Source organism: Paenibacillus sp. NPDC058174 (assembly GCF_042883865.1).
Lineage (GTDB): Bacteria > Bacillota > Bacilli > Paenibacillales > Paenibacillaceae > Pristimantibacillus.
This window is the reverse complement of record NZ_JBHVUY010000001.1, coordinates 1,206,178-1,228,280: the sequence shown is the minus strand read 5'-3', so window position 1 is coordinate 1,228,280 and position 22,103 is coordinate 1,206,178. Positions and strand designations below refer to the sequence as shown.

Annotated in this window: 19 protein-coding genes; 11 read left to right on the top strand and 8 right to left on the bottom strand. The window is 52.1% G+C overall.

Features of this window, described 5'->3' with window-relative positions:
• The first annotated feature begins 99 nt into the window (after positions 1-99).
• The 6 genes from nth to purT all read left to right on the top strand — a co-directional run bounded on the left by nth (position 100) and on the right by purT (position 9,914).
• A complete protein-coding gene (nth, locus tag ACFVVF_RS05460) occupies positions 100-801 on the top strand; it encodes an endonuclease III (protein WP_387806130.1) in 702 nt (233 codons plus the stop codon).
• A gap of 5 nt (positions 802-806) precedes the next feature.
• Positions 807-1,076 (top strand): NAD/NADP transhydrogenase alpha subunit, encoded by a 270-nt coding sequence (locus ACFVVF_RS05455; RefSeq protein ID WP_387806127.1) that lies wholly within the window; start codon positions 807-809, stop codon positions 1,074-1,076.
• 3 nt (positions 1,077-1,079) lie between these two features.
• Complete coding sequence (locus tag ACFVVF_RS05450) at positions 1,080-4,763, top strand: dynamin family protein (protein WP_387806125.1); 3,684 nt, start codon at positions 1,080-1,082, stop codon at positions 4,761-4,763.
• 290 nt (positions 4,764-5,053) lie between these two features.
• Entirely contained in the window at positions 5,054-6,838 is a 1,785-nt protein-coding gene (locus ACFVVF_RS05445) for an ABC transporter ATP-binding protein (RefSeq protein ID WP_387806123.1), read from the top strand.
• Positions 6,835-8,667 carry an ABC transporter ATP-binding protein gene (locus ACFVVF_RS05440; RefSeq protein WP_387806120.1) on the top strand — a complete coding sequence of 611 codons (1,833 nt, stop codon included), beginning with the start codon at positions 6,835-6,837 and terminating at the stop codon, positions 8,665-8,667. The genes ACFVVF_RS05445 and ACFVVF_RS05440 overlap by 4 nt, the downstream gene beginning before the upstream one ends.
• Positions 8,668-8,732: 65 nt before the next feature.
• The gene (gene purT, locus ACFVVF_RS05435) at positions 8,733-9,914 is read left to right on the top strand and encodes a formate-dependent phosphoribosylglycinamide formyltransferase (protein WP_387806118.1); all 1,182 of its coding nucleotides are present in this window, start codon (positions 8,733-8,735) and stop codon (positions 9,912-9,914) included.
• 131 nt (positions 9,915-10,045) lie between these two features.
• On the opposite strand, the gene ACFVVF_RS05430 is transcribed toward purT, so the two are convergent.
• Positions 10,046-10,777 carry a TylF/MycF family methyltransferase gene (locus tag ACFVVF_RS05430; protein WP_387806115.1) on the bottom strand — a complete coding sequence of 244 codons (732 nt, stop codon included), beginning with the start codon at positions 10,775-10,777 and terminating at the stop codon, positions 10,046-10,048.
• 363 nt (positions 10,778-11,140) lie between these two features.
• On the opposite strand from ACFVVF_RS05430, the gene parE reads away from it, so the two are divergent.
• Together parE and gyrA are read left to right on the top strand one after the other, a co-directional pair.
• The gene (gene parE / locus ACFVVF_RS05425) at positions 11,141-13,111 is read left to right on the top strand and encodes a DNA topoisomerase IV subunit B (RefSeq protein WP_387806113.1); all 1,971 of its coding nucleotides are present in this window, start codon (positions 11,141-11,143) and stop codon (positions 13,109-13,111) included.
• 11 nt (positions 13,112-13,122) lie between these two features.
• Complete coding sequence (gyrA, locus tag ACFVVF_RS05420; RefSeq protein WP_387806111.1) at positions 13,123-15,579, top strand: DNA gyrase subunit A; 2,457 nt, start codon at positions 13,123-13,125, stop codon at positions 15,577-15,579.
• Here the strand turns inward: gyrA and ACFVVF_RS05415 are convergent.
• Positions 15,570-15,737, bottom strand: coding sequence for a hypothetical protein (locus ACFVVF_RS05415; RefSeq protein ID WP_188887772.1), 168 nt, complete (start codon positions 15,735-15,737; stop codon positions 15,570-15,572). The genes gyrA and ACFVVF_RS05415 overlap by 10 nt on opposite strands.
• A 211-nt stretch (positions 15,738-15,948) precedes the next feature.
• Here ACFVVF_RS05415 and ACFVVF_RS05410 point away from each other — a divergent pair, with 211 nt between their 5' ends.
• Positions 15,949-16,353, top strand: a complete 405-nt coding sequence (locus tag ACFVVF_RS05410; RefSeq protein WP_188887773.1) for a MarR family winged helix-turn-helix transcriptional regulator — start codon at positions 15,949-15,951, stop codon at positions 16,351-16,353.
• A 94-nt stretch (positions 16,354-16,447) separates the two neighbouring features.
• Here ACFVVF_RS05410 and ACFVVF_RS05405 read toward each other — a convergent pair whose 3' ends face one another.
• Complete coding sequence (locus ACFVVF_RS05405) at positions 16,448-17,476, bottom strand: CapA family protein (protein WP_387808840.1); 1,029 nt, start codon at positions 17,474-17,476, stop codon at positions 16,448-16,450.
• A 26-nt stretch (positions 17,477-17,502) separates the two neighbouring features.
• On the opposite strand from ACFVVF_RS05405, the gene ACFVVF_RS05400 reads away from it, so the two are divergent.
• Positions 17,503-17,712, top strand: a complete 210-nt coding sequence (locus ACFVVF_RS05400) for a hypothetical protein (RefSeq protein WP_387809053.1) — start codon at positions 17,503-17,505, stop codon at positions 17,710-17,712.
• A gap of 96 nt (positions 17,713-17,808) precedes the next feature.
• On the opposite strand, the gene ACFVVF_RS05395 is transcribed toward ACFVVF_RS05400, so the two are convergent.
• The 3 genes from ACFVVF_RS05395 to ACFVVF_RS05385 form a co-directional block, all read right to left on the bottom strand.
• Positions 17,809-18,549: an RluA family pseudouridine synthase gene (locus ACFVVF_RS05395; protein ID WP_387806107.1), complete on the bottom strand. Its 741-nt coding sequence runs from the start codon at positions 18,547-18,549 to the stop codon at positions 17,809-17,811.
• Positions 18,549-19,415, bottom strand: coding sequence for a class I SAM-dependent methyltransferase (locus ACFVVF_RS05390; protein ID WP_387806105.1), 867 nt, complete (start codon positions 19,413-19,415; stop codon positions 18,549-18,551). Before ACFVVF_RS05390 ends, ACFVVF_RS05395 begins: the two co-directional genes overlap by 1 nt.
• 264 nt (positions 19,416-19,679) lie before the next feature.
• On the bottom strand, positions 19,680-20,009 hold the full coding sequence (locus ACFVVF_RS05385; RefSeq protein WP_042162292.1) for a helix-turn-helix domain-containing protein: 330 nt from the start codon (positions 20,007-20,009) through the stop codon (positions 19,680-19,682).
• A 113-nt stretch (positions 20,010-20,122) separates the two neighbouring features.
• On the opposite strand from ACFVVF_RS05385, the gene ACFVVF_RS05380 reads away from it, so the two are divergent.
• On the top strand, positions 20,123-20,314 hold the full coding sequence (locus tag ACFVVF_RS05380; protein WP_387806103.1) for a hypothetical protein: 192 nt from the start codon (positions 20,123-20,125) through the stop codon (positions 20,312-20,314).
• Positions 20,315-20,376: 62 nt separating this feature from the next.
• On the opposite strand, the gene ACFVVF_RS05375 is transcribed toward ACFVVF_RS05380, so the two are convergent.
• Positions 20,377-21,591 (bottom strand): MFS transporter, encoded by a 1,215-nt coding sequence (locus tag ACFVVF_RS05375; protein ID WP_387806101.1) that lies wholly within the window; start codon positions 21,589-21,591, stop codon positions 20,377-20,379.
• Positions 21,592-21,607: 16 nt separating this feature from the next.
• Positions 21,608-22,063, bottom strand: coding sequence for a MarR family winged helix-turn-helix transcriptional regulator (locus tag ACFVVF_RS05370; protein WP_387806100.1), 456 nt, complete (start codon positions 22,061-22,063; stop codon positions 21,608-21,610).
• Between the last annotated feature and the right edge of the window lie 40 nt (positions 22,064-22,103).

The following is a 22,103-nucleotide window of genomic DNA, read 5'->3' as shown; positions in this document are numbered from 1 at the left end:
GGCAGTTTTTTTCTTTATTTACCGCTTATAATGGTTGCGCACCGTGACAAATTTCGCTACACTTTGAACGATAGTGTTTGGATGGGGGAGCGAAGGACGATGAATGCGAAGCAGAAGATGCGCCATATACTGGATACATTGGCAGAGATGTTCCCCGATGCGCATTGCGAGTTGCGTCACAGCAATCCATTCGAGCTTACGATTGCGGTATTGCTCTCCGCGCAGTGTACGGATGAAACCGTTAATAAGGTGACTGTATCTCTGTTCGAAAAGTATAAAAAACCGGAAGATTACTTGGCTGTACCGTTGGAAGAGCTGGAGCAGGATATTAGGAGAATTGGCCTATTCCGCAGCAAGGCGTCCAACATACAGAAGCTTTGCCGCATTCTGATTGACAAGTACGACGGCGAAGTGCCGTCCAAGCATGAACAGCTGACGGAGCTTCCGGGTGTAGGCCGGAAGACTGCGAATGTGGTCGTCTCCAACGCATTTGGCGTACCGGCCATTGCAGTGGATACACATGTGGACCGGGTATCAAAACGGCTCGCTTTGGCTAAACCGGATGATACAGTGCTTGAAGTAGAAAAGAAGCTGATGAAGCTGGTGCCGATGGACGAATGGACGCTAACGCATCACTGGCTGATCTTCTTCGGCCGGTATCACTGCAAAGCGCAAAATCCGCAATGCCCCATTTGCCCGCTGCTGGATTTATGCAAGGAAGGTCAGAAACGTATGAAGCCGGGCATCGTGAAGAAAACTAAAAATAAGGCAATGAAACCGAAAATAGCCAATGAAGGATGATGAAGATGAAGTGCATTTCCGTTTACACGAACAATTTTGAGCTGTTCTCCGATATTTATGAGCAGGTGCTGGAAGCTCCTCCTGAAGAGAACGAAGACATCCTCGTGGAAGGCGTAACGGTTAGCGGCTCCGGCGATGTACCTGATCAATACATCGAGCGCATGCGCCAAAAACCAGAGGTAGTTGTAATGAAGGAGAAAGAGCGCAACATTATGATTTTGCAGCATGGCAACGTATTTGAAATTTGCCTGCCTGCTGAAGAGGAAGCTGTATAAGCCATGGTAGAAACGACGCTCAAAAGCATGGCGGATGCAATCGCCTTTGCGGCAGACCAGATGGCTGCTGCCGGAGATGCGCTTCATGCCAGCCAAGCGTTGGAGCTGAACAGTAAGCTGACCGAGGGTCGGCTTACTGTTGCTTTTTGCGGCCATTTCTCCGCCGGCAAGTCAACGCTGATCAACAGGCTGTGCGGCGCGCAGCTGCTGCCTTCAAGCCCGATCCCGACGAGCGCTAACGTCGTCTCGATCCGGGGAGGGGAAAAGGCGCAGGCCAGCATCGTACAAATTCAGAATGGAACGAGTAAGCATGTAGAGGTGCCTTTAGACGAACTTGACGCTTACTGCAAGGACGGGGAAGGCATCGCATCGGTCGCCATTACCTATCCGACGGAACGGCTAGGCAATCATACGGTACTGCTTGATACGCCGGGTATCGACTCGACGGATGATGCACACCGGATGGCTACGGAATCGGCGCTGCATTTGGCCGATGTCGTGTTCTATGTAATGGACTACAACCATGTCCAATCTGAAATTAATTTCGCTTTCGCCAAACAGTTGAAAGACTGGGGCAAGCCCTTATATTTCATAGTGAATCAAATCGACAAGCATCGTGAACGGGAGCTTTCTTTCGAGCAATACCGGAGCAGTGTAGCAGAAGCGTTCCAAGCTTGGCATTTAGAGCCGGCAGGGATCGTTTATTTGTCGTTGCGCCAGCCGGATCATCCGCATCAGCAATGGGATGAGCTATTGGCGCTGCTGGGACGTCTGGCAGAGCTTCGTGAGCCGTTGTCCGAGTACAGCGTGGATGCTTCGCTAAGACATCTGCTGGCTGAGCATGCCAAGACGCTTGAACTGAAATCGGAGCCGGAGCGTGAGCGTCTGCTTGCAGAAGCGGGAGGCGAAGAAGCAGCAGCACTCGTGCAATCGGAAATTGACGGGCTTCGGACTGAGCTGGAGCGGCTGAAGGCGGAGCCGGATAACGTTCGCGTCGAATTCCGGCGCGAGCTGCAGGCGCTGATTGATAGTGCGATCATTACGCCAGCGCCGATTCGCGACAAAGCGCATGCGTTTCTAGAGAGCCGCAAGCCGGGCTTTAAGGCCGGCCTGTTGTTTGCAGGCGCAAAAACCGCCGCGGAGCAGGAACGGCGGCTGGAAGCTTTCCGCACTGATTTCAGCGGTCAAGTGAACGCGGCTATCGATTGGCATGTGAAGGACTATCTGCGTAAAGCGGCGGAAGGAATCGGCTTTCCAGCGGATCGTCTAGAGCCGCTGTTTGAACAAACCTTCAACTGGCAGCCTCAGCCGCAGTGGCTGATCGAGCTTGTGAATACTGGTGCCGTATTCGGCAATGAATACACGATGACTTATTCCCGCGAGCTGGAAGGTCAAGTGAAGAGTGTGTACCGCAAACGAGCATTTGAACTTGTCGATGAGCTGGTTCAATACGCGGCAACAGCGAGCGAGACAGCAGCGGCAGCTGCGCAAGAGCAGCTTGCTTCATTAGGCTCGCAAGCGGGCGCCTTGGCGCAGCTTGAGGCGCTGGAGGCGCTAGCGGCTTCGCACGCAGCGCGTCTCGCTGATGCGCTGCCGCCGCAGGCGCCTCGCCCGGCGCTGCCGGCGCCAAGCGCAGCCCGCAGCGCTGCCGGCGCGTCTGTGCAGCCGGCTGCCGTGGACGCGGCAGCGGCTGCTGCTGCGCCAGCGCCACAGGCGACGCAGCCTGCACGCGCGCCGCAAAGCGCCGCTGCACGCGCCAGCGCGGGCGCAGCGCTCGCTGGCGGAGCGGCGCTTGCGCAGCAGCGCGGCGCCGCCGAGCGGCTGCAGCGCGCGGCTGCGCTGCTGGAGCCGCACGCGCTGCTGGCAGCTGCGGGCAGCGCTATGCGCGACAAAGCGAACCGGCTGCAGCAAAGCCGGTTCACGATCGCGCTGTTCGGTGCATTCAGCGCGGGCAAATCATCGCTCGCGAATGCGCTGATCGGCGAGCCGGCGCTGCCGGTATCGCCGAATCCGACGACCGCGGCGATCAACCGGCTCGTGCCGCCTACGGCGGAGCACGAGCATGGCACGGCGACTGTCGTAATGAAGTCGCGCGACGCCATAATTGAAGATCTGCGCTACTCGCTTAACCTGCTTGGCGAGGATGCTTCTGCCAGCGCGCTGCCGGACGCTGCGGCGATTATGCGCGCAATCGACAAGCTGTCGCCTGACGCGATTCACGCAGGCGGCAGACCGCACTACAGCTTCCTGCGCGCTGCACGCAGCGGCTGGGAACGTCACGAAGGGCAGCTTGGCCAATCGTTGACCGTATCGCAAGCGGAATACGAGCTGTTCGTAGCGGAGGAATCCCGTTCCTGCTTCGTAAGCGAGATCGAGCTCTATTATGATTGCCCGCTTACCCGGCAAGGCATCGTGCTCGTTGATACGCCGGGAGCGGATTCGGTCAATGCCCGCCACACCGGCGTTGCCTTCAATTATATTAAAAACGCGGACGCTGTATTGTTCGTGACCTATTATAATCATGCTTTCTCGCAAGCTGACCGGCAGTTCTTAATGCAGCTCGGCCGCGTGAAGGATCAATTTGAACTGGATAAAATGTTTTTCCTCGTCAATGCTGCCGATCTGGCTGCAGATGAGGAGGAGCTGCAGGGCGTGCTGAAGCATGTCGGGCAAAACCTCCTGCAGCACGGCATCCGCAATCCGCGTCTCTTCCCGGTATCCAGTCTGGACGCCCTGGATGCGAAGCAAGCGGGGGACGAAGGCAAGCTGGAGCAATCCGGCGTTGCTGCATTCGAGCAATCATTCCTTCAATTTGTACAAAATGATCTCGGAAAGCTGGCTGTCGATGCAGCGGAGCAGGAAATTGCCAGAGCGGCTGCGACTGTTCAAGGCTGGCTGAACAGTGCGGCTGGGGATGCGGCTTCCCGTCAGCGGGAAAGTGCGCTGCTGACGCAAAGACAGGCCGAAGCCGCTACGGCCGTCGACGGGTTCAAGTCGGCAGCCGCGCCTGCTCAGCTGGCGCAAGAGCTGAACGAGCTGCTGTACTACGTCGTGCAGCGTATCCAGCTGCGTTTTGGAGAGTTTTACAATTATGCGTTCAACCCTTCGACGCTGCAGGATGACGGCCGCGATTTGCGCAAAATGATATGGACGTCATGGCTGGAGCTTCAGCGCCTTGTCCAAATGGAGCTGTCGCAGGAGCTGCAGGCGACCACGCTTCGTATGGAGCGCAATTTGAACAGCCTGCTTCAGAAGCAGTATGCGGGATGCTCGGAGAAGCTGGAATTGCTCATTAATGGCTATTCCGGCATTCCATACGAAACGGCGAGCCTGCCGACGCCGGACGCGGTTGCTGAATGGACACCGTCCGCAGCGATCGATGCCAAGTGGCTTTGGGGCAGGTTCAAATCGCCTCGCCAGTTTTTTGAAGGCGACGGCAAAGCGACGCTCCGCAAAGAGCTGGAGCCGTTCGTAACGCCTGCGCTGCAAGCGTGGATGAATGCTCACAGTGAAAGCTGGACGGAGCTTTATGGCGAATGGTGGTCACAAGCGGCTGCGGCTGCAGGCGACGCCCTGTTGTCCGATTTGTCCAGTTTTGCAGCAGGCATGCAAAAATCTTTAGCCGATAATGCGAATGTTGAAGAGCTTCAGACGCTGCATCAACAATTAATTGATATCCAAATGTAAACGATCTTTCAATATCTATATCGTTATTCGCTTAATGCATCCGGCTGCTCACAAGAGCGGCTGGGTGCATTTTTTTATAGACAGTGTGATTCTGTGCAAAAATGGAGCAATACACACACCTAAGGGACGATTTTGGACGATTTGGGAGCATTACCCCCTCCACTGTTCTTATTCGCCAAATTGGGCTCATATAGTCAAATATTCGGAAATTTCTACAGTTTGCTCCTCCTAGATGATGCTGATAATATTCAACTCATACTTATAAAAATAGAACGGGGAGATGGATTTACTTGGACGTCTTTAGACAGCTAAAGCGATTTTATTGGGTGGAACGAAAGTTTCTGCTGACTTCCATCATCTGTCTGATGTGTGCGACGGCGCTCGGTCTGGTGTATCCGAACATGCTTCGCATCCTCATCGACGATGTCATCAAGGAAAGCAAGTTTGAAAAGGTGCCGGCGCTCGCTTTAACAGTCGTGGCCGTCGTTGCTTTCAAAGGCTTTATGCAATTTTTGCACGGATTTTTTGGCGGCCGGCTGGGGAACCGGGTTGCGCTGCGTCTTCGGAATGCCTGTTACGACAAATTACAAACGCTTTCTTTCCAATATTATGATAAAGCGAAAACAGGCGATTTGATGTCGCGGCTGACAGCCGATCTGGAAGCCATCCGCAACTTCATCGGGTTCGGCTTTGCGCAAATTTTGAACGTTGTACTGATGGTGGTATTTGGCGGGGCGATGATGATGTCTATCCACTGGCAGCTCACGCTTATTACGCTGGTTACGATTCCGCTACTAGCTTTCTCGGCCATCCGGTTTGAGAAGAACATTCACCCGGCCTTCCGCGAAATGCGGAAAGCGATGAGCAACCTGACGACTGCTGTGCAGGAAAACATCACGGGTGTAAGAACCGTTAAGTCCTTTGCAAGAGAACCGCATGAAGTGACTAAGTTCGCGGTCCGCAACGAAGCGTACAAAACGAACCAGATTGGCGCCGCGACGATATGGGCGAAGTTTTTCCCTTACATGGAGCTGTTCGCCAACCTGAGCGTCGTGATTCTGCTCATCGTAGGCGGTTCCTATGTAATGAGAGGAGACCTGAAGCTCGGCGAGCTTGTAGCCTTCTTCAGCTTGATCTGGTACATTATCGGACCGATGTGGGGCATTGGCTTCCATATCAACAACTACACGCAATCGAAAGCTTCCGGCGAGCGGGTGCTTGGCCTGCTGAACGAGCATGTCCATGTCAAAAACATCGAGCATGCGATCGTACTGGAAAGCGAAGCTGTTAAAGGACATGTCCGCTTTGACCGCGTGACGTTCAATTATCCGGATAAATCGCCAGCTCTGACAGATGTATCGATTGATGCGCCTGCAGGCTCGGTTATTGGCTTGCTTGGTGCTACGGGCTCCGGCAAATCGACGATTATTCAACTGCTGATGCGTGCTTATAATGTAAAAAACGGCACCATCACGCTGGATGGAATCGACATCCGCAATATGGATACGGAAAGCCTGCGCAGCCAGATCGCGCCTGTATTCCAGGAAACCTTCCTGTTCTCGGCTTCCATTCGCGCTAATATTGCTTACGGCGTTCGTGACGTGACCGAGGAACAAATCATTAAAGCGGCGAAAATGGCAAAAGCGCATGATTTCATTATGGAGCTTCCGCTTGGCTACGACACCGTCGTAGGGGAACGCGGCATGGGCTTATCCGGCGGCCAGAAGCAGCGGATCGCCATTGCCCGCGCTTTGATCAAAAATCCGCGTATCCTGATTCTCGACGACGCGACGAGCGCGGTCGATATGGAAACGGAGCATGAAATTCAAGCGGGCTTCAAGGAATTGATGGAGGGACGCACGACGTTCATCATTGCGCACCGGATATCCTCCTTGCGTCATGCCGACGAAATTATTGTTCTTGATGAAGGCCATATCGTACAGCGCGGTACCCATGAACAACTGCTGAAGCAGGCTGGGCCTTACCGCGATACTTACAACATTCAATATGCGGATCATCCTTATATCGATCAGCAGCTCTCAGAGTCGGAGCGGAACAGGAGCAGCGTACAATGAGTGCCAATAAATCGAATGTAAACGATAAAAACTCCAGGTTCATATACAAGGACGATGATGCGATCGAAAAGCCGTTTAACTGGGCGCAGGTCCGCCGCTTGCTCGTCTATATGAGCCCTTATAAGAAAGAACTTATTCCAGTCATTATTATGATGATTCTAGGTACATTGACCCGCCTTGGCATACCGGCTCTCGTCATTCTGGCAATCGATCAGGCGATCGCTCCTGACAATGGGAATGGGCCGACAAGCTTTCCGAAGCTCTATTTGATTGCCGGAATCATGCTCTTGCTGTTCATCGTGCAATGGGCGTCCAATACGTACCGGATTAAGTACACGAACATTATCGGCCAGAAGGTCATTTACGATCTGCGCCATCATTTATTCCAGCATATTCAGAAGCTTTCCTTCCGGTTCTATGACAAGCGGCCTGCCGGCTCCGTCCTGGTCCGGGTAACGAATGACGTCAACGCGCTGCAGGATTTGTTCACGAACGGCGTCGTCAACTTGCTTATGGACTGTGTTCAGCTCGTCGGGATCGTCATCATCCTGCTCGTATGGAACTTTAAGCTGGGTCTGGCGATTATGATTACAGTGCCGCTCATGTTCATCGTATCAACTGCACTCCGCAAAAGAATCCGTTTCGCGTGGCAGACGGTGCGGATGAAGCAGTCCCGGATCAACGCTCACCTTAATGAGAGTATTCAAGGGATGAAGATTACGCAGGCGTACGTACAAGAGAAAGACAACATGAGCTTTTTCGAAAATATGAACGAAGACAACTTGAAGTCATGGAACAAAGCATCGGCGCTTAACCAGATGTTTGGTCCGGTCATTGAGGTAACCTCTGCGATCGGTACGCTGATCTTGTTCTGGTACGGCGCGCATCTTATTCAATCGAATGAAATTACAATCGGTGTTCTTGTCGGTTTCGCCAATTATATCGGCAACTTCTGGGACCCGATCAACCGTCTGGGGCAAATGTACAACCAATTGCTGATCGCGATGGCTTCCTCGGAGCGGATTTTCGAATTTATCGATGAGGAGCCTACCGTAGGCGAGCAGGGTTCTGCCAAGCCGCTTCTCAGCATTCGCGGCGACGTGAAGTTCGACAACATCCTGTTCGAGTACGAGAAGGGAAGGCCGGCACTCAAGGGCATCAGTCTCGATGTGAAGGCAGGGCAGTCTATCGCGCTTGTCGGCCATACGGGCTCAGGTAAAAGTACCATTATCAATCTGCTCTGCCGGTTCTATGATCCGGTGGAAGGACGCGTTCTAATCGATGGCAAAGACATCCGTGACGTGACCATCGACAGCTTGCGTTCGCAGGTTGGTATTGTCCTTCAGGATACGTTCATATTCGCTGGAACGATCCGCGACAACATCCGTTATGGACGATTGGATGCGACGGATCACGAAATTGTAGAAGCAGCCAAAGCTGTTCACGCCCATGATTTTATCATGAGCTTGCCGGACGGCTATGACACGGAAGTTGAAGAGCGCGGCAATGTGTTGTCCATGGGACAAAGACAACTGCTCTCCTTCGCACGGGCGCTGCTGTCCGATCCGCGTGTCCTCATTCTGGACGAAGCGACAGCCAGCATCGATACGGAAACGGAGCTTCACATTCAAGAGGCGCTTAAGACGCTTCTCGCTGGACGCACATCCTTCATGATCGCTCACCGGCTCTCGACGATTCGCAATGCTGATGAAATTGTCGTGCTGGATCATGGCCGCATCGTTGAGCAAGGCACACATGATCAGCTGATCGCCAAAGGCGGCGTTTACAACGGTCTGATCGAAGCGCAATATCGATTCTTGTCGGCATAACTATTGATTTTTGCATAAAGAACCTCCACAATGGAACTAAAACTTCCGGGAGGTTCTTTTTCGTTATGTATGGATCACCATTGTCATCGCAAGCTCGTAAAATGCTGCTGCTAGGTTCAGGAGAACTAGGCAAGGAAGTTATTTTGGAGGCGCAGCGGTTAGGCGTCGAGACGATCGCGGTCGACCGGTACGCGAATGCGCCGGCTATGCAGGCTGCGCATCGTTATCATGTCGCCGATATGCTTGACGGGGCAGCCATTAGACGCATTATCGAAGAGGAGCGTCCGGATTATATCGTGCCGGAGATTGAAGCCATCGCAACGGAAACGCTGCTGGAATTGGAGCAGGAAGGCTTCCGCGTCGTTCCTACAGCCCGCGCGGCGAGACTGACGATGGACCGCGAAGGCATTCGCAGGCTTGCGGCGGAGACACTGGGTCTGCCAACAGCGCCTTACCGCTTTGCCGATTCCTTGGACGAGCTGAAGACGGCCGTGAAGGAGCTCGGTTTGCCTTGTGTCATTAAGCCGATTATGAGTTCCTCCGGCAAGGGCCAAAGCGTCTGCCGTACAGAAGAAGATATCGAAGCTTGCTGGCAGTATGCAATGGAGGGCGGACGCGCCAAAAAACAGCGGATTATCGTGGAAGGCTTCATCACGTTTGAATCCGAAATTACGCTGCTTACGATTCGTTCGGTATCCGGTACAAGCTTCTGCGCCCCAATTGGCCATGTGCAAAAAGAGGGGGATTATATCGAATCGTGGCAGCCGCATGCGATGACGACCGAGCAGATAAAAGAAGCGGAGCATATTGCACAGCGCATTACCGATGAGCTGGGAGGCCATGGCCTGTATGGCGTAGAGCTGTTCATTACGCAGGATGGCGTATTGTTCAGCGAAGTGTCGCCTCGTCCGCATGACACTGGAATGGTGACGATGGCGACGCAGGATTTGTCGGAATTTGCGCTGCATGTCCGGGCCATTCTCGGCTTTCCGATCCCGACCATCCGTCTGCTGTCGCCTGGCGCATCCCACACGCTCAAAGCGGATCGTGAGCATACCGATTTCCGTATCGGCGGAATCGAGAAAGCATTGGCTTTGCCAAATACACAGGTTCGCGTGTTCGGCAAACCGGAGACGAAGGTCGGCCGCCGGATGGCGGTAGCCTTGAGCACAGCGGAGGATACTGATCAAGCCCGTGATGTTGCCCGCCAAGCGGCGGAATCGCTATGGATTGAATACAAGGAATAATTAGGCGGCAATTGGCTGCCTGAGTTTTACAAGCAAGAAGCCTTCACATCCGCGCCTTAGGCGTGGAAGGAAGGCTTCTCTGCTGTTTAAGCTGGTATTTTGCATGTTTTTCATAAAGCAGCAGCTTACCGTTATTTCGTTTTGCGCCAGTAGACGCCGGTAATATCAATCGGAATGATCGGATCGGTAATGTTGTGCAGAGCCCGGAAATCATGAACGGCCGCGGCACAATATCCGATCGAATAGTCATCAACGATGAGGAATCCGCCGATAGACAGTTTAGGGTACAAATTATTCAAGCTGTCCATTGTAGAGGAATACATATCGCCGTCCAGTCTTGCAATAGCCAGTTGGGTAATCGGCGCGACAGGGAGCGTGTCTTTGAACCAGCCTTTCAGAAACGTAACTTGACGGTCAAGCAGGCCGTATTTACGGAAGTTGTTTTTAACTTCCGGCAAGGATACACGCAGGAAGTCTTCGGTATGAAATGTAGAGGTGGCGTCAATCGGATATTGCGGATCTGGCGCGGGCAGCCCCTCGAACGAATCAGCAACAAATACCCGGCGGTCATTCATGCCGTGCGCCTTCAGAAATCCGCGCATAAAGATGCAGGCGCCGCCCCGCCAAACGCCGGTTTCGATGAAATCGCCGGGAATACCTTCACGCATCACGGTATTCATAGCATCATGAAGCTGGTTCATCCGCAGTCTGCCGATCATGCTATGTGCTATTTTCGGCCAATCCAATCCTTCCCAGCGGTTCGTGGGGGTTGCATTGCCGCCTTCATGCTCCAGCCAGATTTCGAATAAGATTGTTTTTTTCAGCAGTTCCAAATATAATTGCGTTCCCGCGTCATTCGTCATGGATGGCTTGCTCCTCACATTGTCTTATTAGACCTAATATATTGAGGGGCGAGCAGGGTGGTGTGTGCATACGCCATTGAAGGCGATACCCAAAATCAGCCAATTGGCGGAGGAACGTGAAGCCAGGCAGGCTTATAATTTGATTTTACGGGAAAAACTGATGCTTACAGCAGATTGAAGGCATTTATTTCGACCGTTCAATAGGCTTGTCTTTGAATTTATCAATCTTCTTATCCCTTGCCGGGCTTAGGATTTGGGCGATTAGCGCATGCTTCATTCGTGAAGATGTCTTTACTAATCGGGACAATTTGCATTAAAATACTTGAAGTATGGAAACGCAATAAATAAGGAGGGCCAGGCCCTATGGCAGAACAACTTGATTTTTCCCCGAATTCGACAGCGGCTGATCGCAATTATGAGGCTGACGATATACAGGTTCTGGAAGGATTAACGGCTGTGCGCAAACGGCCGGGCATGTATATCGGAAGTACCAGCAGTTCGGGCTTGCATCATCTTGTTTGGGAAATTGTCGACAACGCGGTGGACGAGCACTTAGCCAAGTTTTGTTCGGCTATTGACGTCACCTTACATAAAAATGGTTCTATAACAGTTCAAGACAACGGCAGGGGCATTCCGACAGGCATGCACAAGACGGGCATTCCAACGCCGCAAGTCGTTTATACGATTCTGCATGCAGGCGGAAAGTTCGGCGGAGCGGGCTATAAAAAATCCGGCGGTCTTCACGGCGTTGGCGCATCGGTAACGAATGCGCTGTCTGAGTGGCTGGAGGTCGAAATTTTCCGTGACGGCAAAATACATAAAATGCGTTTTGAGTATTGGGTTGATAAAAAAGGCAAGGAGCATGTCGGCGAGCCTGTGACGGGGCTTGAAATCGTCGGCTCGACGAACCGTACAGGGACGAAGGTAACGTTCAAACCCGACGTGCGCGTGTTTCAAAACGGCATTTCGCTCAACTACGACACGCTGGCAGAGCGCTTGCAGGAAATCGCATTTCTTAACTCCGGCCTTAAGGTGACGATTAAGGATGACCGCAGCGGCAAGCAGGACGTGTTCCATTACGAGGGCGGCGCCAAGCAGTTCGTCGAATATTTGAACGAAGACAAAACCGTTCTTCATGACGTTATTCATTTTACAGGCGAGCGGGACGACATTGAGGTCGAGGTTGCGCTGCAATATAATGACGGTTACACGGAGACGATCGCTTCCTTCGTCAACTCCATTCCGACACGAGGCGGCGGTACGCATGAGACCGGCTTCAAGACGGCGTATACGCGGGTCATGAATGACTACGCCCGTAAAGCGGGGCTGCTCAAGGAAAAGGATAAAAACCTTGAGGGCAATGATTTGCGTGAAGGCATGATGTCTGTCATCAATATAAAGATGGGCGAGGTCGAGTTCGTCGGGCAGACGAAGGACCAGCTCGGCAGCGCTTCCGCGAGAAGCGCGGTAGATGCGGTTGTAACGGACAAAATGCAGGTTTTCCTCGAAGAAAATCCGCAGGTAGCCCAATCGCTGCTCAAGAAGGCTGTACAGGCCTCCAAGGCGCGTGAGGCGGCTCGTAAAGCCCGTGAGGAAATTCGCAGCGGGAAGAAAAAGAGCGAAAGCTCCAATCTGAACGGCAAGCTGACGCCGGCGCAATCGAAGGATTTCAGCCGTAACGAGCTGTTTATCGTCGAAGGCGATTCCGCCGGCGGTTCGGCGAAGCAAGGCCGTGATTCGAAATATCAGGCGATTCTGCCGCTTAAGGGCAAGCCGATGAATCCGGAGAAAGCGAAGCTGCTCGACATCCTGAAGAATGACGAGTATAAAGCGATTATCGCTTCGATCGGAGCGGGCGTTGGTCCGGAATTCGACGTTGAAGAATCGAACTACAGCAAGATTATCATCATGACCGATGCGGATACGGACGGCGCGCATATCCAAGTGCTGCTGCTGACGTTCTTTTACCGCTATATGAAGCCGTTGATTGACACGGGCCGGATCTATATCGCGCAGCCGCCGCTGTACAAAATTTCCCGCAAATCCGGGAAGCTGGAAACGGTGCGCTATGCTTGGACGGACGAGCAATTGCAAAATTACTTGAAGGAATTTGGCAAAAGCTTTGAGCTCCAGCGCTATAAAGGACTTGGCGAGATGAATCCGGAGCAGCTGTGGGAGACGACGATGAATCCCGAGACGCGCACGCTGCTGCAAGTGCAGATAGAAGATGCTGCCAAAGCAGAGCGCCGGGTATCCGCTTTGATGGGCGATAAGGTCGACCCGCGCAAACGGTGGATTTTAGAAAATGTCGACTTCACGGAGTATGAGGAATAGGGGGCAACGACATGGGTATGCTCGAACAGTTTTTACCGGCGTATTTGGAAGAGGTCGTCGGTGACCGCTTCGGACGCTATTCGAAATATATTATTCAAGACCGTGCCATTCCTGACGTTCGGGATGGCCTCAAGCCGGTTCAGCGCCGGATTTTATATGCGATGTATGATTCCAGCAACACGCCGGACAAGCCATACCGCAAGTCAGCTAAAACAGTCGGCGACGTAATGGGCAACTATCACCCGCATGGCGATTCTTCGATCTATGAGGGTATGGTGCGGATGGCGCAGCCTTGGAAAATGGGGCATGTCCTCGTTGACGGCCACGGCAACTGGGGTTCGATGGATGATGACCCGGCTGCAGCTATGCGTTATACAGAAGCCCGTTTGTCGCCAATCGCAATGGAGCTGCTGCGCGACATCGAGAAACGGACCGTCCAGTTCAAGGACAACTTCGATAACACGACGAAAGAGCCGGTCGTGCTGCCGTCGCGTTATCCGAACTTGCTCGTGAACGGCGTATCGGGCATTTCCGCCGGCTTTGCAACGGAGATTCCGCCGCATAATTTGCGCGAGGTAATCGACGGTTGTATTGCGGTGATGGATCGTCCTGAGCTTCAACTGGAAGAGCTGATGAATATCATTAAAGCGCCGGATTTCCCTACGGGCGGCGTCATTATGGGCGAAGAAGGCATTCGCGACGCTTATGCGACGGGAAAAGGCCGGATCTATATTCGTTCCCAAGTGAAGATCGAAGACATGCGCGGCGGACGCCAGCAGATTACGATTACGGAAATTCCGTATCAGGTCGTCAAATCCCGGCTCGTTACCGCGATGGAAAATATCCGTTTAGAGAAAAAGGTAGAAGGCATTGCTGAGGTTCGCGACGAGAGCGGACGCAATGGCTTGCGGATTGTAGTCGAGCTGAAGAAAGAAGCCGACGCGAACGGCATACTTGCCTATCTGCTCAAAAAGACTGATCTGCAGGTCACGTACAACTTCAACATGGTGGCGATTGTCAACAAGGCGCCGCAGCAGCTTGGCATCAAGCAAATATTAAGCGCTTATATTGAGCATCAGAAAGAAGTTGTGACGTTCCGGACGCAATATGATCTGGAGAAGGCGGAAGACCGGGCTCATGTCGTGGAAGGCCTCGTTAAAGCGCTGAATCTGCTGGATGAAGTCATTGCGACGATTAAAGCATCGAAAAACCGGGCGGATGCGCAAAACAACCTCGTCGAGAAATTCGAGTTCAGCGAGCGCCAGGCCGATGCGATTCTTACTTTGCAGCTCTACCGCTTGACCAACCTTGAGATTACCTCGCTTGAGAAAGAGCTCAAGGAAATGATGAAACGGATTGCTTACTTGCGCTCCATCCTCAACAGCGAGAAGAAGCTGCTGTCCGTTATCAAGGAAGAGCTTATCGAAATTCGCGACAAATACGGCATCGACCGCCGCAGTGAAATTCGCGGAGAAGTGGAAGAGCTGAAGGTTAACCTGGAAGTGCTCGTAACGCCGGAGGATGTACTCGTGACGCTAAGTCATGAAGGCTATATGAAACGGACAAGCATGCTGTCGTTCACGCGCTCCGGCGGTGATCTGGACAACGCCGGCGTGAAGGAAGGCGATATGATCAGCAGCTTGTACGAAGTGAATACGATCGACAACCTGCTCCTGTTCACCCGGAAAGGCCAGTATTATATGCTGCCTGTCCATCAGATTCCGGAGTTTAAATGGAAGGATACCGGTACGGCGATCGTTAATATCGTGCCGATTCCGAAGGATGATTCCATCATCAGCATTATCCCGGTGAAGGATTTCAACGCTTCTGACGTGTCTCTCGTCTTCGTAACGAAGCGCGGACAAGTGAAGCGGACCGAGCTGAAGGAATACATGACGACGCGTTCTACGGCTATTACAGCCTGCAAGGTAGCGGACGGCGATGAAGTGATTCGCGTCGAGGTCAGCGATGCTTCACAGCAATTGCTGCTGGTCAGCAAGCAGGGGATGAGCATCCGCTTCTCAGAGAGTGAAGTCAATCCGATGGGGCGTGTGGCGGCAGGCGTTCGCGGCATGCAGCTTAAGGATGACGACGAGCTTGTTGCAGCGCAGTGGGTCGCAGACGATGAAGGCGAGCTGCTTGTCGTAACCGATATCGGCTATGCAAAGCGGACGCTGCTGCTGGATTATCCGGTTCAGGGCCGGGGCGGAAAAGGCGTACAGACCTTTGAATTTAAAGAAGGCAAACGAGTGAAGCCGAACGGTGATGTGCTTGTTGCCGCATTGTATTGCAAGGAAGCTGCTGATATTATTGCGCTGACGGCGTCTGGCGCGCATTTGCCCGCTTCAACGGAGAAAGCGCCAATCGAAGACCGCAAGTCAATCGGCAAGCTGCTAGTGCCGGTAGAAAAGAATGACTCGATTGCATCGATCATTATTCGTCCGGCGCTCTCGTCTCATCAATCGTAAGGACGGTTCGGCGGATCGAAGCGCTCGATCAATTTGACCATCGCGTCAAGCATGACCCACAATGGCACCAGCTCATCCGGGCGGTCAAGCCATTGTGGGTCTTTTATGATGCCGTAAGCTTTTATTTTCCGAATGATTTCCGCTTTGTGCTCTTCCATGGGATCACTCCTTCAATCCGGCGTTAGGGGTATACGATACATTGACAAATAGGGAGACCGCCTATGCTCATTGTATGTCTAGTCTTGTCAAAACGTTCGGAACTATCGCGATTAATGACTCAAATTATTAATTGGGTTAACCTTTTATTCGACATTGCCGTTTGGTATAATTGGTAATAAGGAGAAAATCGGACAGGAAGCGGGTGTCGATATGGTTTCTGAAGAATTTACTCGATTATGGACGAAGTTAACGAGAGAGTGGAAGATGAGTCTGGAAGAAGGGTTGGCCCCTTTGACGGAAGGCCAGCTTAACGTGCTCGAACTGATGCTGCAATTTGAGCCAATGAAGCCATCCGATCTGCTGCAGCATTTGTCCACGACGCCAGCAGCGATTACGACGCTGCTTGACCGGATGGAGCGCAATGAGCTGATTGTGCGTACACGCGACGACAATGACCGCAGAATCGTGTGGGTATCCGTATCGGAGAAGGGACAAGCTGAGGCGGAGCGGGGCAGAGAAATCCGCTCTAAGCTGTTTGAGGAGTCGCTGGACCGGATATCGGCCCATAATCAGCAGCTGCTCGTCTATTTGCTGGGCAAAGTGGCAAACGCCTAATGGCAGCCTGATTAAGCTGCCTGAACAAAAAGCCGGCCGTCCGGATCAACCCTGTTGGGTTGTATCCGGGCGGCCGGTTTTTTGTTTATATCTGTTATTTCATCGTGGACATCCGTTTGCGCAGCTGCTTCAGTGTGCTCTCCATCGCGCTGTAGTCAGCGGGCGAGAGCAGCTCGTCTTTCGTCCCGGAGGCGAATGCCTCTAATGTCTGTTCGACCGGCAGAATTCGGTAGCGGTAATTGCTGTCCGGCTGGTAGCGATGAACCCATGTAGGAATGGTCTCAATCTCGCCAAACTGGATGGTATGATCGGCGATATTTTTACGAATAAGAACTTTATAGATAATGCCGTAATCCTTCGTCTCGTCCCGCTGGTTGGAAATGAAGTTGCCCATAGAATAAATGATGAGTCCATGTCTGGTCTTGCCTGCTTCATCGGTCGTTTCCAGCACCTCGTAAGGCTGAATGACGTGTGGGTGGGAACCTGCTATAATGTCTGCGCCAGCAGCTATGAGCTTGCGAGCCAGCCGTTTCTGCTCCTCGTTAGGCTGCGTCTGGTACTCGATACCGAAGTGGAGAGCGATCGTAACGAAATCAGCGCCGGCTGCTTTTGATTTGGAAATGTCCGCTATCATCTTCTTCTCATTAATTAGCGATACCATGTAAGGTTTGCCTTGAGGAAGCGGGATACCATTGGTGCCGTAAGTATAAGAGAGCAGCCCCATTTTGATGCCGTTTTTCTCCACGATCACATTTTTGTCTGCTTCAGCTTGTGAGGCAGCCGTTCCTTTAATTGCGAACTTGTATTTCTTCAAGTTGTCGAGCGTACGCAGCAGTCCTTTACCGCCTTTGTCGAGCGAATGGTTGTTAGCTGTCGTCAGAATGTTGAAGCCTGCATATTCCAGTGCATCCAGCAGCTCGACCGGTGCATTAAAGCTTGGATAGCCGGTATAGCCGTAAGAGCTTCCTGCCACCGGAGTTTCCAGATTGGCTAATACCCAATCACCCTGCGATAAAATCGGCTTCACTAATGTGAAATAAGAATTGAAATTATAGGTTTTGGTCTTGGCGTCATAAGCTCCGGGTACTTGCGGCTTATGCATCATCACGTCGCCGACTGCAATCCATTCCGCTTCTGCAAATTCTGGTTTTGATGGAGGAGACGGAGAAGGCGAAGCTGTCGGTGATGGGGGTAGTGATGGTGATGGCGATGGTGTTATGGCGGGCGGAGAGGATGAGGCAGCTTCAGGCTCCTGTATCCCTATCGTTGAAGTGGCATCTGGCTGTCTGGCGCCCGGAGATGCGGAATCGGCTGTTTGGCCGCTCGCAGGCTTTGCGGGTGAATCGTCCATCAGTGTAGCGATGATGATAAAAGAAACTCCTGCTGCCGCAAGGAGCAGGAGGATAAAACTGAGAAAGACAGGTTTTTTTTGTCGCTTTCGACGCATTAATTCCTTCATCCTTCCTTTATGAACCAATTGGCCGCTTGCTCCAATTGGGAAGGTGTCCACCACGTCCATGCGGCCGAGCCGAAAGGAAGCGAGCGGAAAAGCATGCTTTCTTTGCTGACGGGATGCGGCACGGATATAGAGGTTGACCATAAAGCCGGGTCTGTTACTCCGCTGGTAGCAGGGGCGCCGTATTTGCGGTCTGCAACGAGCGGACAGCCGATATGGGCCATCTGAGCGCGAATTTGATGCGGCCTGCCTGTGTGCAGTCTGATTGCCACGAGCGAGCGGCTGCCTTGACTGTCGATGACAGCGTAATCGAGAATCGCTTCTTTCGCTTCAGCGGCAGGCGCGTTATACACCGTCACCTGGTTACGCTTCGCGTCCTTGCGGATATAGTGGCGCAGCTGCGCCTTGGCGGCAGCAGGAGACCCATGCACGACGCACATATAAGTTTTGCCGAAGCTGCGGTTGCGGACCGATTCGGACAATCGGGATGCGCCTTTGGATGTTTTGGCAAAAACCATGACGCCGCCAACTTGCCGATCCAGCCTGTGAACAAGGCCGAGAAACACATTTCCCGGCTTGTTATGGCGTTCTTTCAAGTCTTCTTTAATGAGGGTGAGCATGTCGGGATCGCCTGACTCATCTTCCTGAGAAGGGATGCCGGGCGGCTTCACGACCGCGATCATATGGTTATCCTCGTAAAGAACCTTTATGGATGGCAAAGGCGCTTTAGAAGCGGCCATTACTTCGACTCCCAACGGCCTAGTATACCGCATGGAAGATTCAGTCCGGATGCTGTAATCGGCAAGCCGATTTCGCCGCAGTTGATGTCCCCGCCGTATTTGCCCTTCATCGTCATATGGAGCAGATTGTGCAGCACAGATGGCGAAAGACCTGTCGTGTAAGAGTTGATTAGCATGAACAGAGGGTTGTCCGACAAAATCGACGTACAGAACTCAACGAACGGGTAGAGATTCTCTTCTAGCTTCCACGTCTCGCCGTTAGGACCGCGGCCGTAAGAAGGAGGGTCCATAATAATAGCGTCATACTGGCGCCCGCGGCGCTGCTCGCGCTGCACGAATTTGAAGACATCATCCGTAATGTAACGAATCGGAGCACTTTCAAGGCCGGACAATTGGGCATTTTCCTTGGCCCATTGAACCATCCCTTTCGAAGCGTCAACGTGAACAACTTCAGCGCCTGCTGCAGCAGCGGCTACTGTGGCTCCGCCTGAATATGCGAACAAATTAAGGACGCGTATCGGACGTCCTGCGTTTTTAATTTTGTCCATCATCCAGCTCCAGTTGACGGCTTGCTCCGGGAACAAACCGGTGTGCTTGAAGCTGGTCGGTTTAATGTGGAATTTCAGATCGCCGTAAGCGATCGTCCAGCGTTCCGGCAGGCTTGGCTTCATCTGCCATTGGCCGCCGCCGGAGGAGCTGCGGTGATAGTGGCCCTCCGCTTGCTTCCACAATCCGCTTTCATTGCTGATCGGCCAAATAATTTGCGGGTCCGGTCTGCGCAAAATATGGGAGCCCCAGCGCTCCAGCTTGTCTCCCGCCCCTGTATCGATCAGCTCATAATCATTCCATTTATCTGCAACGTACATGGATATAGCAATCCTTCCTAAATGCAATTTTTGTATTATAATGAAGTCATCAGATAATTATAGCGAAGGTGGAAGGATGAATCAATTGAAAGCAAGCATTTATTAGAAAAATATATAACCTTTTTTGAAGAAAAATAACACGCATGGATCGGATAAAGGAAGGTTGAGTTGCTGGAGGAAAATTAATCTGATACGATTTGTATCTTGAAGGTGAGGTTGCCGAACGAGGAAAGCCCAGGAAGCCGCGTCGGCTGGCGACAACGGCTATTCGGCCTCGCGGATGACATCCATCATTTTATCGATCGACTGCTTGCGTTTCGTATGGTCCATGTTGTTCAGCAGCCGAATGATTTCAATCGTATCCGCCGGAGCGTCATGGTGCTGGTTCTCGCGGGAATCGCCATGTATAATATAGTCTGTCGTCACATGGAAAAAGCCGGCGAGCTTTATCAACGTATCGTATACGGGCTGCCGATTGTTGATCTCATAATGACTGTAGGCGGAACGGGTAATACCGATAATGCGGGCAACGGCTTCTTGAGACAAGCAATTGCGAATGCGAAGCTCCCTTAAGCGATCTCCCATCGTCGTCATTTTCCCATAGCTCCTTACGTTTATAAATACACCTACTATTAGTAATTTATGATACGAATTGTATCGTTGTCAAGCTTATTCTAAAATTATGACTATGAAATGAGGTTTTTTTAATGGTAATGAAATTTGAATGTGAATGCGGCAATCGTACGGGATTGTTCGCGACGGGAGATCAGGATGAGAGCGGAAGAGAATATTTGGAGCTGGAGGATGATGACAGTATGACGTATATCATTGGAGAAAACAGCATTCTGTTCAAATGCAAGTTTTGCGGCTATACGTACCGGCTGGACAAGCTGGAATAGATAGGGGGAGCAAAAGAGGCTTGAGCCGGATCTTCATTGATCCGAGCTCAAGCCTCTTTCGTTTATTTGCTCACTGCAGCAGATTGGCTGTTGTTCTTGCTTTTCCGGCTCATGATATGCTGGATGAAGTAGACGATTAGGAACAGCACCATCACGCAAGCGGCGTACCGGTACATAATCGAATAGCTGGATGCCGAAGCAATAATGCCAAGCAGCATGGAACCGGCGGCAACGCCAAAGTCGGTTGAGTTGTAATAAAGGCTGTTAGCTGTACTGTGGCGCTCTGGAGAAGCTTCGCGAAGCATCCAGGCTTGTGTAGTCGGCTGGATGGCGCCAAAGCCAAGTCCGTAGAGCAGGGCGGCAACAATAACTAGCAGCATGGAGTCGGCATAGGAAAGAATGATCAAGCTGGCGATAATAATAAAAGCGCCAGGGATCAGCACGAGAGCTGGGCCTCTGCGATCAAATATACGGCCCGAAATCGGGCGGATAATGAGCACGGTACAGGCGATGAACAGAAAGAATAAGCCAATGCCGTCTAAATGCTTTTCCTGGCCGAACAGCGCCAAGAAGCCAAGCAGGCCGCCGTAGGAAACGGACATAAGCATATTGAGTAAAGCAGGAACAAGCATATTGCCTTTCTTTGCTTTGCCGGTGCTGCTTATTGCAGCTGTGGCTGTGCGCTGGGCTGGCTTTTCCGATTGTGCCGGAATGCTTCGTGTCAAGAGCAGCAAAGGAATGATTGCAAAGGCTGCGATAGTGCCCATCGCCGAAAGGGTCTGAAACCCGTAGTCTTTAATGACCGATAAGCCAATCATTGGACCGATGGACATGGCAATGCTGGTTGATAGGCCGAAATAGCCGACACCTTCGCCAAGCCGTTTAAGAGGAATAATTTGCGAGACGAGCGTCGGAAGCACTGTACTCGTCATCCCGAAGCCGATGCCGAAAAATACGCGCAGCACAAGAAGCTGTGTCATCGTAGCCGCATGGGGATACAGGAATGTAGTCGCTGCCGCCAGAACGATCCCGGTGAGCAAAATCGTATTGCGGTGTACGAAACGAAGCAGGCTGGCCGTCGCAAAACGGGTCGCAATAGCGGATAAGGCGAATAAACTTGTCACCAGGCTAAGCGTGAAATTTCCGGGATGAAACTGCTCCTTGGCATAAGCGGGAAAAGGAGACAGTAGCATTTGCAAGCTCAAAAACAACAATAAGTAGCTGACTGTCAGCATAATGAAGCTTTTCGTCCATAGTTTTTCTTGGTTTGTGTTCATGATGTCATTCATTTCTTTACTCCTTTTCCTGTTCAAGCAAGCTTGCTGCCTGACTGCTTAGCTTGTTCAACATGTTGATCATGAGCGCGTACTCCTCATCCGTTAACACATCGGACACGTCACGCAGTACTTGATACTCGATTGGCGCAATCTCATCAGCAGCTTTTATACCGGCCTCGGTAATATGAACATGATAGGATCGCCGGTCGTTTTTGCCGATTTTTTTTGTCACATAACCTTTCGCTTCGAGCGAATCCAAAATCCGGGTCGTCGTGGGTTTGTCTTTGCCCGATTTCTCAGCGATATCCTTCTGGATCATGCCGTCCTGCTCTCTTATCCGGTAAAGTACCGACCACTGCTCCGGCGTGAGATCAAAGGATTTAATGCGCGTCATGAATAATTGGTTCATTCTACGGTACGCGATACCCATTACAAATCCCAAGGAATGATCTAGCCCTTTTTGCCGCATCATTTATTGCCTCCATCTATAAATTAGTTGTTTAAACAACTAT

Bases quoted from the DNA above. Each gene is read 5' to 3' on its own strand.
- nth (WP_387806130.1), top strand. From the start codon at position 100: ATGAATGCGAAGCAGAAGATGCGCCATATACTGGATACATTGGCAGAG.
- ACFVVF_RS05455 (WP_387806127.1), top strand. From the start codon at position 807: ATGAAGTGCATTTCCGTTTACACGAACAATTTTGAGCTGTTCTCCGAT.
- ACFVVF_RS05450 (WP_387806125.1), top strand. From the start codon at position 1,080: ATGGTAGAAACGACGCTCAAAAGCATGGCGGATGCAATCGCCTTTGCG.
- ACFVVF_RS05440 (WP_387806120.1), top strand. From the start codon at position 6,835: ATGAGTGCCAATAAATCGAATGTAAACGATAAAAACTCCAGGTTCATA.
- purT (WP_387806118.1), top strand. From the start codon at position 8,733: ATGTATGGATCACCATTGTCATCGCAAGCTCGTAAAATGCTGCTGCTA.
- ACFVVF_RS05430 (WP_387806115.1), bottom strand. From the start codon at position 10,777: ATGACGAATGACGCGGGAACGCAATTATATTTGGAACTGCTGAAAAAA.
- parE (WP_387806113.1), top strand. From the start codon at position 11,141: ATGGCAGAACAACTTGATTTTTCCCCGAATTCGACAGCGGCTGATCGC.
- gyrA (WP_387806111.1), top strand. From the start codon at position 13,123: ATGGGTATGCTCGAACAGTTTTTACCGGCGTATTTGGAAGAGGTCGTC.
- ACFVVF_RS05415 (WP_188887772.1), bottom strand. From the start codon at position 15,737: ATGGAAGAGCACAAAGCGGAAATCATTCGGAAAATAAAAGCTTACGGC.
- ACFVVF_RS05410 (WP_188887773.1), top strand. From the start codon at position 15,949: ATGGTTTCTGAAGAATTTACTCGATTATGGACGAAGTTAACGAGAGAG.
- ACFVVF_RS05395 (WP_387806107.1), bottom strand. From the start codon at position 18,549: ATGGCCGCTTCTAAAGCGCCTTTGCCATCCATAAAGGTTCTTTACGAG.
- ACFVVF_RS05390 (WP_387806105.1), bottom strand. From the start codon at position 19,415: ATGTACGTTGCAGATAAATGGAATGATTATGAGCTGATCGATACAGGG.
- ACFVVF_RS05385 (WP_042162292.1), bottom strand. From the start codon at position 20,009: ATGACGACGATGGGAGATCGCTTAAGGGAGCTTCGCATTCGCAATTGC.
- ACFVVF_RS05380 (WP_387806103.1), top strand. From the start codon at position 20,123: ATGGTAATGAAATTTGAATGTGAATGCGGCAATCGTACGGGATTGTTC.
- ACFVVF_RS05375 (WP_387806101.1), bottom strand. From the start codon at position 21,591: ATGAACACAAACCAAGAAAAACTATGGACGAAAAGCTTCATTATGCTG.
- ACFVVF_RS05370 (WP_387806100.1), bottom strand. From the start codon at position 22,063: ATGATGCGGCAAAAAGGGCTAGATCATTCCTTGGGATTTGTAATGGGT.